The organism is Nitratireductor kimnyeongensis (assembly GCF_019891395.1).
GTDB classification, from domain to species: domain Bacteria; phylum Pseudomonadota; class Alphaproteobacteria; order Rhizobiales; family Rhizobiaceae; genus Nitratireductor; species Nitratireductor kimnyeongensis.
In genome coordinates, this window is the sequence record NZ_CP078144.1 from 81,400 (window position 1) to 94,962 (window position 13,563).

The 13,563-nt window shown below is 66.5% G+C and carries 12 protein-coding genes and 2 riboswitches; of the genes, 11 read left to right on the forward strand and 1 reads right to left on the reverse strand.

Annotated elements, in window-relative coordinates; all coding sequences use genetic code 11:
* Positions 1-23 precede the first annotated feature (23 nt).
* Positions 24-222: riboswitch (cobalamin riboswitch) on the reverse strand.
* A 60-nt stretch (positions 223-282) separates the two neighbouring features.
* Positions 283-484, forward strand: a riboswitch (cobalamin riboswitch).
* Between the two features lie 173 nt (positions 485-657).
* Genes cobW through KW403_RS18475 form a run of 6 tightly spaced genes read left to right on the forward strand, consistent with a single transcriptional unit; the run spans position 658 to position 8,350 of the window.
* On the forward strand, positions 658-1,695 hold the full coding sequence (gene cobW, locus KW403_RS18450; RefSeq protein ID WP_223022706.1) for a cobalamin biosynthesis protein CobW: 1,038 nt from the start codon (positions 658-660) through the stop codon (positions 1,693-1,695).
* Positions 1,696-1,699: 4 nt separating this feature from the next.
* Positions 1,700-5,035, forward strand: coding sequence for a cobaltochelatase subunit CobN (gene cobN, locus KW403_RS18455; RefSeq protein ID WP_223022707.1), 3,336 nt, complete (start codon positions 1,700-1,702; stop codon positions 5,033-5,035).
* The gene (gene cobG, locus KW403_RS18460; protein WP_223022708.1) at positions 5,032-6,219 is read left to right on the forward strand and encodes a precorrin-3B synthase; all 1,188 of its coding nucleotides are present in this window, start codon (positions 5,032-5,034) and stop codon (positions 6,217-6,219) included. Before cobN ends, cobG begins: the two co-directional genes overlap by 4 nt.
* Positions 6,220-6,852 (forward strand): precorrin-8X methylmutase, encoded by a 633-nt coding sequence (locus KW403_RS18465; RefSeq protein ID WP_223022709.1) that lies wholly within the window; start codon positions 6,220-6,222, stop codon positions 6,850-6,852.
* Positions 6,849-7,589, forward strand: a complete 741-nt coding sequence (locus tag KW403_RS18470) for a precorrin-2 C(20)-methyltransferase (RefSeq protein ID WP_223022710.1) — start codon at positions 6,849-6,851, stop codon at positions 7,587-7,589. The genes KW403_RS18465 and KW403_RS18470 overlap by 4 nt, the downstream gene beginning before the upstream one ends.
* On the forward strand, positions 7,586-8,350 hold the full coding sequence (locus KW403_RS18475; protein ID WP_223022711.1) for a precorrin-3B C(17)-methyltransferase: 765 nt from the start codon (positions 7,586-7,588) through the stop codon (positions 8,348-8,350). The genes KW403_RS18470 and KW403_RS18475 overlap by 4 nt, the downstream gene beginning before the upstream one ends.
* Here KW403_RS18475 and KW403_RS18480 read toward each other — a convergent pair.
* Positions 8,314-9,087, reverse strand: a complete 774-nt coding sequence (locus KW403_RS18480; RefSeq protein WP_223022712.1) for a cobalt-precorrin-6A reductase — start codon at positions 9,085-9,087, stop codon at positions 8,314-8,316. The genes KW403_RS18475 and KW403_RS18480 overlap by 37 nt on opposite strands.
* Here KW403_RS18480 and cbiE point away from each other — a divergent pair.
* Genes cbiE through KW403_RS18505 form a run of 5 tightly spaced genes read left to right on the forward strand, consistent with a single transcriptional unit; the run spans position 9,086 to position 13,560 of the window.
* Positions 9,086-10,333 (forward strand): precorrin-6y C5,15-methyltransferase (decarboxylating) subunit CbiE, encoded by a 1,248-nt coding sequence (gene cbiE, locus KW403_RS18485; RefSeq protein WP_223022713.1) that lies wholly within the window; start codon positions 9,086-9,088, stop codon positions 10,331-10,333. The two genes, KW403_RS18480 and cbiE, sit on opposite strands and share 2 nt — an antisense overlap.
* Positions 10,312-10,716: a cobalamin biosynthesis protein gene (locus KW403_RS18490; protein ID WP_246637992.1), complete on the forward strand. Its 405-nt coding sequence runs from the start codon at positions 10,312-10,314 to the stop codon at positions 10,714-10,716. Before cbiE ends, KW403_RS18490 begins: the two co-directional genes overlap by 22 nt.
* Positions 10,713-11,477, forward strand: coding sequence for a precorrin-4 C(11)-methyltransferase (cobM, locus tag KW403_RS18495; protein ID WP_223022714.1), 765 nt, complete (start codon positions 10,713-10,715; stop codon positions 11,475-11,477). The genes KW403_RS18490 and cobM overlap by 4 nt, the downstream gene beginning before the upstream one ends.
* Complete coding sequence (gene cobA, locus KW403_RS18500; protein ID WP_223022715.1) at positions 11,474-12,250, forward strand: uroporphyrinogen-III C-methyltransferase; 777 nt, start codon at positions 11,474-11,476, stop codon at positions 12,248-12,250. The genes cobM and cobA overlap by 4 nt, the downstream gene beginning before the upstream one ends.
* Positions 12,247-13,560 carry a cobyrinic acid a,c-diamide synthase CobB gene (locus KW403_RS18505; protein WP_223022716.1) on the forward strand — a complete coding sequence of 438 codons (1,314 nt, stop codon included), beginning with the start codon at positions 12,247-12,249 and terminating at the stop codon, positions 13,558-13,560. The genes cobA and KW403_RS18505 overlap by 4 nt, the downstream gene beginning before the upstream one ends.
* The last annotated feature ends 3 nt before the right edge of the window (positions 13,561-13,563 follow it).

A 13,563-nucleotide genomic window follows, 5' to 3' on the forward strand; every position in this document is an offset into this window, starting at 1 on the left:
CCCCTCCACCCGAGGGATACGGTGTTTCTTTCATGCTGTCGGCAGGTTTCCTGGCTCACGGGTCGCAGCGTTTTCCAGCCTTCCCAAGGCAAAAAGCCTCAGTGGCGATCAGGAAAATGCTCACCGCTTACAGTTGCGGGGGCAGCCATGGCCTTGGCGCTTGAGCGCCGCACTATGTTCCCTCTGGTCCGCTTGCGCGGAACCGTCAGCGGCTCGACCATACAGGAGTCGTCTCTCCCGGCAAACGCTTTCTTCACGCATTGACAGACGTGCCGGGCGAGCCATAAATGCGTGGCAGACGGTCCTTCTTCCGCAAAGAAGAGGGCTAAGAGGGAATGCGGTGCGGGCCTTGCCCAATGCCGCAGCTGTCCCCGCAACTGTAAGCGGAGAGCGCACCTGACACGCCACTGGGGCAACGCCCTGGGAAGGCTGGAGAGCGCAGCGACCCGTGAGCCAGGAAACCTGCCGTCTGAAAATGAAATCCTGACCGCCTGGCGGGTGTCCCGGGCAAGGAGTGTGCATTGTGATTGCCGATTGCGCCTCTGCGCGCCTTCTCTCTGCCATTCATGGCGACCTTGCCCGAACGCGGCCTGAAAGGGCTGGCGTCTCCCTCGCCCGCATCCCCGCATTCACCACACTCCCTCTGAAGGATATCCCATGACCACGAGCTTCAATCGTGTGCCCTGCACCGTCGTGACCGGCTTTCTCGGTGCCGGCAAGACAACACTCATCCGCAATGTGCTGGAAAACACCAAGGGCAAGCGGCTTGCCATCATCGTCAACGAGTTCGGCGATGCGGGCGTCGATGGCGAGGTGCTGAAAAACTGCGGGCTCGACAATTGCCCCGAGGAAAACGTGCTGGAACTGGCCAATGGCTGCATCTGCTGCACCGTGGCTGATGACTTTGTGCCCGCCCTCGACCAGATCCTCGCCCGCGAGCCGAAGGTGGATCACATCCTGATCGAGACCTCGGGCCTGGCGTTGCCCAAGCCGCTGGTGCAGGCCTTCCAGTGGCCAGCGATCAAGAACCGCGTCACCGTCGATGGGGTCATCGCCGTGGTGGACGGGCCGGCACTTGCCGACGGTCAGGTGGCGAGCGACATGGATGCGCTCGCCGCGCAGCGCGCCGCCGATGATTCGCTCGACCATGACGATCCGGTGGAAGAAGTGTTTGACGATCAGGTGGCCTGCGCCGATCTGATCGTCTTGTCCAAGAGCGACCTTCTGGACGCGGAAGGCAACGAGCGCGCCCGCGCCCGCATCGAAGACCATCTGTCGCGCAATGTGCAGATCGTGCCGAGCGCCCATGGCAAGGTGGATCCGGCCCTGCTGCTGGGCCTCGGTCTCGCCGTCGAAGACGATATCGAGAATCGCAAGACGCATCACGACGATGCGCATGACCACGAGCATGACGATTTCGACACGTTCATTGTCGATCTGCCGCCGGTGCTGCGCCCCGAAGATCTGGAGGCGCGTGTCAACGCGGCGGTGGGAACCGGCGAGGTTCTGCGCCTCAAGGGATTTGCCCATGTGAAGGGCAAGCCCATGCGCCTGCAGGTGCAGGCTGTGGGTCCGCGCGTCTCGCACCACTATGACCGCCCGTGGAAGGCCGGCGAAGCCGCCGAAACGCGGCTCGTCGTAATCGGTCTCAAGGGCATTGACCGCGCGCGCATCGAAAGCCTTCTGACGGCCTGACCCGATGCACATTCTCGCCACCACCACCGCCTCACTCGACGACCTGATCGAACCTGTCGATCTGCAACAGTCGCCGGCGGACATGGTGGCGCTGTCCTTCACCGACAGCGATCTGGCGGGGATCGCCTCCGCGTGGCAGACAGATCGCGAGGCTCTGCCCTCGCTGCGCCTAGCTGCCTTGCGTGATCTCAGACACCCCATGTCGGTTGATCTGTGGATCGACAACACGGCAGCGCACGCCCGCACCATTCTGGTGCGGGTGCTGGGCGGCTATGAGTGGTGGCGCTATGGCTGCGACCGGCTGGCGGAGCTTGCGCGAGACAAGGGCATCGCGCTGGCACTGTTACCCGGCGAATGCCATCAGGACGACCCGCGCCTTGCCGAGCGTTCCACCATTTCGGCTGAAGCGCGCGCGGCGCTGCTTGCCTGCTTCCGTGAGGGCGGACCGGACAATATGCGCGCGCTGACCATGCAGATGGCGCGCCTTGCGGGGCGGGAGATCGATACGCCGGAGGCCAAACCTGTCGCCAAAGCCGGCTTCTATGCGCCGGGCCATGGCATCGTGGAAGCTTCGTTTTTCTCCGCCGCGAAGCCCGGCAGGGCAATCGTCCCCATTCTCTTCTACCGCTCCATGCTGCTTGCCAGCGATGTCGCGCCCATCGACGCGCTGGTGGAGGCGCTTGAGGAACAGGGTGTTTGCGCCGTGCCGGTGTTCGTTTCCAGCCTGCGCGACCCCCTTGCCGCCGATTTCGTGCGTGACGCCGTGGAGACGTTGAAGCCTCAGGCGCTCATCACTGCGACGGCCTTTTCCAGCGGCGCGGAACCCGGCGAGAAAACGCTGTTCGACCGGTTTGGCGTGCCGGTTTTTCAGGTGGTCACAGCAACCACGCGGCGCGAGGCGTGGCAGGAAGGGCAGCGCGGTCTGGCACCCGCCGACCTTGCCATGCATGTGGTGCTGCCGGAACTCGATGGCCGGCTAATGGCGGGGGCAATTTCCTTCAAGGACGAGGCGGCGCTGGATGAAGGGCTTTCCTTCGGCGTGCAGCGTAACCGGCCAGAACCCGCGCGCATAAGGCAGGTCGCGGCGAGGATCGCCGCGCATCTGAGGCTTGCCCGAACGCCAAAACCCGAGCGCCGCATCGTCATCCTGATCCCGGATTATCCGAGCGCGCCGGGCCGAACCGGATATGCGGTGGGTCTCGACGTGCCGTCGAGCGTGCTCGCCATGCTGCACGATCTTGGCGAAGCGGGGTATGCGATTTCCGGCGTTCCGGAGACACCCCGCGCGCTCATGCAGCGCCTCGAAAAGCCTTCGGAATCGCTTTCGCTGGATGAATACCGGCGGGCCTTCGATGCGCTGCCCGAAGAAGCACGCGAGACGCTGCTCGCCACCTGGGGACCGGCCGAACACGATGCGGAGGATGGCGTCTTTCCGTTCCGCGCGGCGCGGTTTGGAAATGTCATCGTGGCGCTTGCGCCGGACCGGGGGCGCTCGGCAGACCGGCGCGTGGACTATCACGACCCGGCGCTTGCACCGCGCCATGCACTTGTCGCCTTCGGTCACTGGATGCGCGAAAAACTTGGCGCCCACGCGCTGATCCATGTGGGCGCGCATGGCACGCTGGAATGGTTGCCCGGCAAGACCGTCGCGCTGACGGAAACCTGTTTTCCCGAAATCGTGGCCGGCGCACTGCCGGTGGTCTATCCCTTCATCGTCAGCAATCCGGGCGAGGCGGCGCAGGCCAAGCGCCGCATCGGCGCGGTCACGCTTGGGCATCTGACGCCGCCGCTGGCGGGTGCCGGGCTTTCGCCCGACCAGCAGGAACTGGAGCGGCTGGTGGATGAATATGCGCAGGCCGACGGTCTGGACCGCCGCCGTCGCGACCGGCTGGCGCAGCTGATCGTGGAAACCGCCGAGCGCACCGGTCTCACCCGCGATGCGGGCGTGGAGGATACGGGCGACACGGACGCAACGCTGATTGAGATCGACGCCTGGCTCTGCGATCTGAAAGATTTTGCCATCAAGGACGGGCTGCATATCTATGGCCGAGGCAGCGGCATGGATGAAGCGCCCGAACGCCGCGCCTGCGCTGAAAGCGAAAAGCGAGCGCTTCTGGCAGCCCTCGATGGCTGGCACATCGCGCCCGGCCCCTCCGGCGCGCCGGCGCGGGGACGCACCGATGTTTTGCCGACAGGTCGCAACATCTTCACCGCCGACCCGCGCACGCTTCCCACGCCAACCGCAACCGCGCTTGGCAAAATGGCGGCGGATGAGGCCGTGCGCGGCTATTTGCAGGAGCATGGCGACTGGCCGCGCTCGCTGGTGATCGACCTGTGGGGCAGCGCCAGCCTGCGCACCGGCGGCGAGGAAATCGCGCAGGGGCTCGCACTGATGGGCTGTCGGCCGCAATGGGATCAGGCGACGGGCCGTGTGACGGGCATCGAAGTGCTGCCGCCGGCCAGCCTTGGCCGTCCGCGCATCGATGTGACGTGGCGCATTTCCGGCCTGTTCCGCGACATGTTCCCCACCCAGATTGCGCTGCTCGATACGGCGGTTGCCACCGTGGCCGCGCGCGACGAGGACGACAGCGAGAACCCGCTTGCCGCTGCCGCGCGCGTGGCCGGCAAGGCTCCGGCGCGCATTTTCGGCTCCGCTCCCGGCACCTATGGCGCGGGGCCGGAAGAAAAGCTCGCGCGCGGCAATTGGCAGGAGCGCGCCGAGCTGGGCGAAGCCTATCTCGCCGCCGGTGCCTTTGCCTTCGGCGGTGCGGAGGGCGAAGGCCGACTGGAAGACGGCGCTTTTGCACGGCAGGTGGCCGATGCCGACATGCTCATCCACACCGGCGACGATGCCGGGCGCGACATTCTCGAAGGCTCGGCGGATGTGGCCTTTATCGGCGGGTTCGCGGCGGCGGTGGAAGCGCTGGGCGGTAAGGCCGATCTTGTGGTGCTCGATACGACCGATCCGGAGCGCCCGCGCGCCCGCTCGCTGGCGCAGGCCATTGCGCGTACCGTGCGTGCCCGTGCCGTCAATCCGCGCTTCATCGAAGGGCAGTTGCGCCATGGCCCGCGTGGTGCTGCGGAACTGACGGAAACGGTGGACCGGTTGATCGGCTTCGCTGAAACCACGGATGCGGTTTCGGGCAGCCTGATCGATGCCGTGTTCGACGCCTATCTCGGCGATGATCGTGTGCGTGATTTTCTTCTGGCGGAAAATCCCGCCGCCGCGCATGCGATGGCGGAACGGTTTCACGCCGCCCGCAAACGCGGACTGTGGCACCCTCGCCGCAATTCCGTCGATGCAGACCTGGCCGCACTTCTGGCGGAGGCGACGGCATGACGATGCGGCGCGGCGCATGCCCCACACTCTCCGCCCCCATGGAAACCGGCGACGGGCTGCTCGCCCGGATTGCACCGGCCCATGGCGCGCTCACGCCCGAGAAGCTGGCGGGCATCGCCAAAGCGGCGGGTCGCCACGGCAACGGCATTCTGGAAGTGACCGCGCGCGGCAAATTGCAGATCCGCGGACTGACGGCCCAAAGCACGCCCCTGTTTGCCACGGAAATCACCGCGCTGGAGCTCGGTCCCGTCGATGGCTTTGCGGTGGAGACCGCACCGCTGGCCCCTCCTCCTCCGCTTGCGAAGCGCATCAATGCGCAGATGGCCGAGCGTGATTATGCTGCGCTGCTCGCGCCAAAAGTGTCCGTCACGGTCGATTGCGGCGGCGCACTGCATCTCGACGCGATCAGCGCCGACATAAAGCTCATCATGGCTGACGACGGGCAATGGCTGATCGGCATCGGCGGCAATGGCGCGACGGCGCATTGGCTGGGCAAGGGCGATGAGCAGGCGGTGGGCGCTGCGGCGCTTGCGGCGCTTGATCTGCTGGCGCAGACCGGCGGACGCGCACGCGATTTCACGCAGGCGCAGAAGGATGCGCTCCGGGCGGGGCTTGAGCCGGCCGTGCAACATCCTGCACGGGCTGACAGCGCGCCGGTTGGTCTGTTCGCGCTGAAAGACGGGGAAAACGCGCTGGGCATCGCCCTGCCCTTCGGCCAGATTTCAGCGGAAGCGCTTGCCGCGCTCTGCGAGGCTGTATCCGATGCAAGCGAAATCCGCCTCGCGCCGCGCCACGGCCTGTTGGTGATCGGGCTTGATGAGCCCCGGCAGGAAAAGCTGCCGCGTGCGGCTGAGGCTCTTGGCTTTGTCACGGACGCGCATGATCCCCGCCTCTTCATAGCCGCCTGCGCCGGGGCGCCGGCCTGCGCTTCGGCGCGGTTCGACGCCAAGGCGCTTGCCGCCGAGGCGGCTGCGGCGGGTCTGCCCGATGGCCCGTTCCGCCTTCACCTTTCGGCCTGCGAAAAAGGATGCGCCCAGCCCTCCGGGCCGGTTGTGAACCTGATCGCGGTTGAAGGTGGCTGCACCCTTTCCTCCGTTGGCGCAAAACCTTCCGAGCGCCTTCGCACCTTTCTCACAGAGCGTGGCGAGACGCTGCGCGCCGCCCTTCTTCGAAAGACAGGCTGAATGCAAGAAACCGAGTACATACGCGACGGCAACGCCATTTACGAAAAGTCGTTCGCAATCATCCGCGCCGAGACCGATCTCGCGCGTTTCAGCGCGCAAGAGGCCGATGTCGCCATCCGCATGATCCACGCCTGCGGGCTTGTCGAGGCGGCGGAGCATTTCGTCTTTTCCCAAGGGTTCGTGGCGGCAGGCCGCGCGGCGCTGAAATCCGGAGCGCCGATCCTGTGCGATGCGGAGATGGTGGCGCGCGGCGTGACCCGCACACGGCTGCCCGCCGAAAACGATGTGATCTGCACCCTGCGCGATGCGCGCACGCCGGAGCTTGCGCAAAAACTTGGCAACACGCGTTCCGCCGCCGCGCTGGAACTGTGGCGCGAGCACATGGAAGGCGCGGTGGTGGCCATCGGCAATGCGCCGACCGCACTCTTCTACCTGCTCGACATGCTGCGCGCCGGCGCGCCGAAACCTGCCGCCATCATCGGCATGCCGGTCGGCTTCGTCGGCGCGATGGAATCGAAGGAAGCGCTCGCCGAAAGCGGGCTTGGCATTCCCTTCGCCATCGTGCGCGGCCGCATGGGTGGCAGCGCCATGACGGCAGCGGCGATCAACGCTTTGGCGAGGGCGGGCCTGTGAGCGGAACCCTGATTGGCGTCGGCACCGGTCCCGGCGACCCCGAACTCATCACCGTGAAGGCGCTGAAGGCGCTGGAGCGGGCGGACGTGGTGGCCTACTTCGCCAAGCGCGGGCGCAGGGGCAATGCCCGCCGCACGGTCGAGGGGCTGCTTCCGGAAGGCATCGAGGAACTGCCGCTCGAATATCCCGTCACCACCGAGATCGACAAGACCGACCCGCGCTACATCGCGGCCATCACCCGCTTTTACGAAGCGTCGGCGCGCGCGGTGGAAGCGCATCTGAAAGCGGGCCGCACGGTCGCCGTCCTGAGCGAGGGCGATCCGCTCTTCTATGGCTCCTACATGCACCTTCATGTGCGGCTTGCCGCGCGCTACCCGACCAAGGTGATCCCCGGCATCACCGCCATGTCGGGTTGCTGGTCGCAGGCGGGCATCGCCATCGTTCAGGGCGACGACATCATGACCGTCCTGCCCGGCACGCTTGCCGAAGACGAGCTTGTGCGCCGCGTGAGCGACACGGAAGCCTTCGTCATCATGAAGGTGGGGCGCAATCTGCCGAAAATCCGCCGGGCGCTCGCCCGCGCCGGCAGGCTTGGCGGCACCGTCTATGTGGAACGCGGCACGATGGACAATACGAACATGACCCCGCTCGCCGACAAGGCGGACGACACGGCCCCCTATTTCTCGCTTGTGCTCGGACCGGGCTGGCAGGCAAAGCCCGGCGAGGCGGTGGCATGAGCGGGCGTCTCGTCATCATCGGCACCGGCCCCGGAAAACTGGCCCAGACGACGCCGGAGGCGCGGGCGGCGATTGCGGCGGCGAGCGATTTCTTCGGCTATGGTCCCTATCTCGACCGGCTCGACCTGAACGATGGCCAGACCCGTCATGCCTCCGACAACCGGGAAGAGCTTGCCCGCGCGAAGGCGGCGCTCACCATGGCCGCCCAAGGCAGGCATGTGGCCGTGGTTTCGGGTGGGGATGCCGGCGTCTTCGCCATGGCGGCGGCGGTGTGCGAGGCCATCGAACACGGGCCGCAGGAATGGCGCACACTCGATCTGGAGATCGTGCCGGGGCTGACGGCCATGCTGGCCGTGGCTGCCCGCGTGGGCGCGCCGCTCGGCCATGATTTCTGCGCCATATCGCTTTCGGACAATCTGAAACCCTGGGACCTGATCGAAACCCGGCTTGCGGCTGCTGCCGGTGCGGGCTTCGTGATCGCGCTCTACAATCCGATCAGCCGCGCTCGGCCCTGGCAGCTTGGCCGCGCCTTTGAACTGTTGAGCGGCATTCTGCCGGCGTCCACGCCGGTCGTGTTCGGCCGCGCCGCGGGCCGGCCCGACGAGCGCATGGCGATCGTTCCGTTGAACGAGGCGCGGGCGGACATGGCCGACATGGCCACCTGTGTCATCATCGGTTCGCCGGAAACACGGATGATCGAGCGCCCGGGCAAATCGCCGTTGGTCTATGCGCCGCGCTCGGCCAGCGGAGCCGCCAGATGAGCATCGATTGCAGCCAAGGCTTCCTCGACATCGGCCACAATGGCCGCGTCCGCCGGCTTTGGCCGGTCGATCATGATCACCGGCAAGCCCAGCCTGCGCGCCGCTGCGATCTTGCCATAGGTCGCGGCGCCGCCGCTGTTCTTGGCCACCACGATGTCGATGCGGTGATCGGCAAGCAGCGCGATTTCATCGTCTTCGGAGAACGGCCCGCGCGCCAGAATGCATCGGGCATTCGGCGGCAAATGAGCGGGCTCCACCGGCTCCACGCTGCGCACCAGATAATGATGCTGCGCCGCCGCGCGAAACATTTGTACCTCCTGCCGGCCAATGGCCAGAAAGACGCGACGGGGTTCAGGGCCGAGAAGCGTTGCCGCCTCGGCCATGCCGGACGCGATCTGCCAGTTGTCGCCGGCGACCGGCTGCCAGGCGGGACGCATGAGCGTGATGAGCGGCACGCCGGTCAGTCTGGCGGCTTCCGTCGCATTGCGCGCCATGCGCGCGGCGAAGGGATGCGTGGCGTCCACCATCAGGTCGATGCCTTCGCCCTCAAGATAAAGCGCAAGCCTCTCGGCACCGCCGAAACCGCCCACACGCACCTCGCCCTGCAAGGTTTCCGGTGTGCTTGTGCGCCCGGCAAGCGAAGTGACGACACGCAGCCCGCCCCGCGCGCAAAGCCGCGCTGCCAGCCGCCGCGCCTCGCCGGTTCCGCCAAGAATGAGAAGGGTCTGCTTTGCCATGACGTCTTCTAAAGCATTTTGCAGTCGGGCGGAAAGCTCTCAGCGCTGGCTCACCATTGTGGGCATCGGCGAAGATGGGCTGGCCGGGCTTGGCGCGGAAGCCCGCCGCGCGATTGCCGGTGCGGAGATCGTCTTCGGCGGTGCGCGGCACCTCGAACTGGCGGCAGATGAGATTTCCGGCGAGCCGCGTCCATGGACCTCGCCTTTTGACAAGGCGGTCGATGAAATCGAAGCGCTGAGGGGCAAGAATGTCTGCGTGCTCGCCTCGGGCGATCCGTTTCATTTCGGCGTTGGCGCGACGCTGACACGGCGCATTCCGGCGAACGAGATGCGCGTCTTTTCCGCCCCGTCTTCCTTCGCTCTTGCTGCTGCCCGACTTGGCTGGCCGCTGCAATCGGTCGAGACGGTCTCGCTGCATGGCAGGCCGATTGCGCCGATCCGCCCGCTGCTTCATCCCGGCGCGCGCATTCTCGCGCTCACATCCGATGGCGCGGCTCCGGCTGCGATTGCAGAGCTGATCACCAAAGAGGGTTTTGGCCCCTCGCGCTTTCACGTGCTGGAAGCACTGGGCGGACCGCGCGAACGGCAGGTCAGCTTCATGGCTTCCGCGCTTTCCGCAGAAAGCTTTGGCGATCTGAACGTGGTCGCCATCGAGGTGGCGGCAGATCAGGATGCACGCATCCTGCCCCTTGGAACCGGGCTTGAAGAGGGGCTTTTCGAGCATGACGGGCAGATCACCAAATCGGAGGTGCGGGCTGTCACGCTTTCCGCGCTTGCCCCGAAACGGGGTGAACGGCTCTGGGACATCGGAGCGGGTTCAGGCTCGATTTCCATCGAGTGGCTTCGGCTGCAACCATCGCTCAGCGCCATCGCCATCGAGGCGGACGGGGAGCGCGCGGCGCGCATCGCCCGCAACGCGGAGCGCATGGGCGTGCCACAGCTCACCGTGGTTGAGGGAAAGGCTCCCGCCGCTCTTGCGGGCCTTGCCGCGCCCGATGTGGTTTTCATCGGTGGCGGGGCGACCGTGCCGGGGCTGATGGAGGCGGCGATTGCCGCTCTTGGGAGCGGAGGCCGCCTTGTCGCAAATGCGGTGACGCTCGAAACGCAGGCGCTTCTGATCGACTACCACGGGCGGCACGGCGGAGAGCTGATCGAGATCGCCATCGCGCGCGCTGCGCCCGTTGGCACCATGAGGGCGCTGCGCGCGGCCATGCCGGTGCTTCAATGGCGCTGGAGGAAACCATGATCTGCGCCGGGTTTGGAGCCCGCAAAGGCGTGACAAGCGAGGCGGTTCTCGCCGCGCTCGACGCCGCCCTGACGACACATGGCCTCACGCGGGACAGGCTCGGCGCGCTGGCGACCGTGCCACGGAAACGGGACGAACCCTGCCTGCTTGATGCCGCAAAAGCGCTTGGCCTGCCGCTTTCCATCGCCGATGAGAGCGCGTTGCAGGCTGTAGCGACCCGCTGCCTGACTCGCTCGGACCACGCGCTTTCCGCCACGGGCCTGCCATCGGCCTCGGAGGCGGCGGCGCTGACCGTCTGCGGCCCAGCCGCTCGGCTCCTCGGGCCGAGGCTCACATTTGACGGCGTGACCTGCGCCATCGCCACCACCGGAAGACAATCATGACCGTTCATTTCATTGGCGCCGGCCCGGGCGCTGCCGACCTCATCACCGTTCGTGGCCGCGACCTGATCGCGCGCTGCCCGGTCTGCCTTTACGCCGGTTCGCTGGTGCCGGAGGAATTGCTCGCCCATTGCCCGCCCGGCGCACGCATCGTCAACACCGCGCCCATGTCGCTTGAAGAGATCGAGGCGGAATATATCCGCGCGCATAAGGCCGGCGAGGATATCGCCCGCCTGCATTCGGGCGATCTTTCCGTCTGGAGCGCGGTTGCCGAACAGATCCGCCGTCTTGCAGCACTTGGCATCGACTACACGCTGACGCCGGGCGTGCCGTCCTTCTCGGCGGCTGCGGCGGCGCTGGGGCGTGAGCTGACCATTCCGGAAGTGGCGCAAAGCCTTGTCCTCACCCGCATTTCCGGCCGCGCCTCGAAAATGCCGGAGGGTGAAACGCTCGCCAGTTTCGCGGCCACCGGCACGACGCTGGCGATCCATCTCGCCATTCACGCGCTCGACCGGGTGGTGGCGGAGCTGACCCCGCATTACGGCCCCGACTGCCCGGTCGCAATCGTCGCGCGGGCAAGCTGGCCGGATGAGCGTATTCTGCGCGGCACGCTTTCCACCATCGAAGCGGAGATGGCGAAAGATCCCATAGAGCGCACGGCGCTCATCCTCGTCGGGCCGGGGCTGGGTGCCGAGGATTTCCGCGAAAGCGCGCTTTATAGCGCCGATTATCAGCGCCGGTTTCGCGGGCGGGAGGGGTTATGAGTTTGGCTGAAGCGCTCAACCGCCTGCCTTTTGAACCAGCGCCGTTCGAGCCCGGCCATGTGTGGCTTGCGGGTGCGGGTCCCGGTGGCTTTGGCTGCCTGACGCTCGGTGTTCTGGCCGCGCTCGATGCGGCGGATGTGGTGATCTATGACGCGCTGGTGGATCCGGAGATCCTGAAGGCCGCGTCGGAAGCCCGGCACATTTTTGTCGGCAAACGCGCCGGCCAACCCTCCACGGCGCAGGATGAAATCAACCGGCTGATGGTGGCCGAGGCCGAGGCGGGACACAGGGTTCTGCGCCTGAAAGGCGGCGACCCCAACATGTTTGGCCGCGGCGGCGAGGAAGCGCTGGTGCTGGCGCTTGCCGGCATTCCCTTCCGCTTTCTGCCGGGCATCACCTCGGCGGTGGGGGCGCTCGCCGATGCGGGCATTCCCGCCACCATGCGCGGGGTGAACAAGGCGGTGGTCTTCGCCACCGGCCACGCCGCCGGCACGCCCGACGATCTGGACTGGGCGGCGCTGGCGAAAACGGGGCAGCCCATCGTCATCTATATGGGGATGCACAAGCTCGCCCTGATCGTGGACGCACTCTCCTCCGGCGGAATGGCGGGCGACACGGCCGCCGCCCTCATCATGAACGCGACCAAGCCGGATGAGCGCATCCTCACCACCACGCTTTCGTCTCTTGTCGCTCAAGCGGAAGAGCAGGGCTTCGGCTCGCCTTCCATCATCGTGATCGGCGGCATCGTGGCGCTGCGCGAGGCGCTTTCATGACGGCGCGGGCGATCATCATCGGCGCGGCCCGGTCTGGCTCGGGCAAGACCAGCGTCACCATCGGCCTGATGCGCGCGCTCAAAAGGCGCGGTCTTGCGGTGCGGGGGGCGAAATCCGGCCCCGACTATATCGACCCCGGCTTTCATCAGGCGGCGACGGGGCAAGCGGGCGTCAATCTCGACAGCTGGGCCATGCACCCCGATCTGCTCGCCCATCTTGGAAGCCGGCAAAGCGAAGATGCCGATATGCTGCTCATCGAGAGCGCCATGGGCCTGTTCGACGGCATCGTTTCGGAGCCGGGACGATCCGGTGCGGCAGCCGACATCGCGCGGCTTTATGACGTGCCCTGCCTCGTCATTCTCGATGTGTCCGGCCAGTCGCAGACGGCTGCTGCGCTGGCAAAGGGGTTTGCCGCCTACGACCCGAAGGTGCGGATTGCCGGCGTGGTGCTCAATCAGGTGGCGAGCCCACGTCATGAGGCGATGGCGCGCGAGGCCATCGAGGCGATCGGCATTCCGGTTCTGGGCGCGGTCTACCGCAACCTGGACATGGCGCTGCCGGAGCGGCATCTGGGCCTTGTGCAGGCGAGCGAACATGCCGCGCTCGAAGCCTTCATCGAGCGGCTTGCCGATGTGATGGAACAGGCCATCGACCTCGACGCGGTGATGAAGGCCGCCGTGCCGCTTTCCATGCGGGCGGGCGATGCGGCGCGGCTTCTGCCGCCGCCGGGCCAGCGCATCGCCATCGCGCAGGATGCCGCCTTCAGCTTCGTCTATCCGCATCTCGCCCGCCACTGGCGCGAGGCGGGCGCGGAGCTTCTGCCCTACTCGCCGCTTGCCGATGAGGGACCGGCGGAGAGCGCTGACGCCTGTTGGCTTCCCGGCGGCTATCCCGAGCTTCATGCGGGGCGAATTGCTGCTGCGAAGAATTTTCACGCTTCGATGCAGGCTTTCGCGGAGAACAGGCCCGTTCACGGCGAGTGCGGCGGGTTCATGGTTCTGGGCAAGGCGCTGGAAGATGCGGAGGGCACGACCCACACCATGCTGGGTCTGCTTTCCCATGTGACGAGCTATGCGAAACGCAAAATGAATCTCGGCTATCGGCAGGCCACGCTCATGAGCGATTGCGCCATCGGCAGCAAGGGCGAGACAATCCGTGGCCACGAGTTTCATTATTCGCGCCTGATGGAACCCGGCGATGATGCACCGCTCGCCATGCTGGCAGACGGTCAGGGCCGCGCGCTCGGCCCTTCCGGTGCGCGGCGCGGGCATGTGTCGGGCACCTATTTCCACGCCATCGCGCGGAGCTGAGGA

What these genes read in the sequence shown, in the direction of transcription:
- KW403_RS18480 (WP_223022712.1), bottom strand. Translation starts at nt 9,087, where the DNA reads ATGGCAAAGCAGACCCTTCTCATTCTTGGCGGAACCGGCGAGGCGCGG.
- cobG (WP_223022708.1), top strand. Translation starts at nt 5,032, where the DNA reads ATGACGATGCGGCGCGGCGCATGCCCCACACTCTCCGCCCCCATGGAA.
- KW403_RS18475 (WP_223022711.1), top strand. Translation starts at nt 7,586, where the DNA reads ATGAGCGGGCGTCTCGTCATCATCGGCACCGGCCCCGGAAAACTGGCC.
- cobA (WP_223022715.1), top strand. Translation starts at nt 11,474, where the DNA reads ATGAGTTTGGCTGAAGCGCTCAACCGCCTGCCTTTTGAACCAGCGCCG.
- cobN (WP_223022707.1), top strand. Translation starts at nt 1,700, where the DNA reads ATGCACATTCTCGCCACCACCACCGCCTCACTCGACGACCTGATCGAA.
- KW403_RS18505 (WP_223022716.1), top strand. Translation starts at nt 12,247, where the DNA reads ATGACGGCGCGGGCGATCATCATCGGCGCGGCCCGGTCTGGCTCGGGC.
- KW403_RS18490 (WP_246637992.1), top strand. Translation starts at nt 10,312, where the DNA reads ATGGCGCTGGAGGAAACCATGATCTGCGCCGGGTTTGGAGCCCGCAAA.
- cobM (WP_223022714.1), top strand. Translation starts at nt 10,713, where the DNA reads ATGACCGTTCATTTCATTGGCGCCGGCCCGGGCGCTGCCGACCTCATC.
- KW403_RS18465 (WP_223022709.1), top strand. Translation starts at nt 6,220, where the DNA reads ATGCAAGAAACCGAGTACATACGCGACGGCAACGCCATTTACGAAAAG.
- cobW (WP_223022706.1), top strand. Translation starts at nt 658, where the DNA reads ATGACCACGAGCTTCAATCGTGTGCCCTGCACCGTCGTGACCGGCTTT.
- cbiE (WP_223022713.1), top strand. Translation starts at nt 9,086, where the DNA reads ATGACGTCTTCTAAAGCATTTTGCAGTCGGGCGGAAAGCTCTCAGCGC.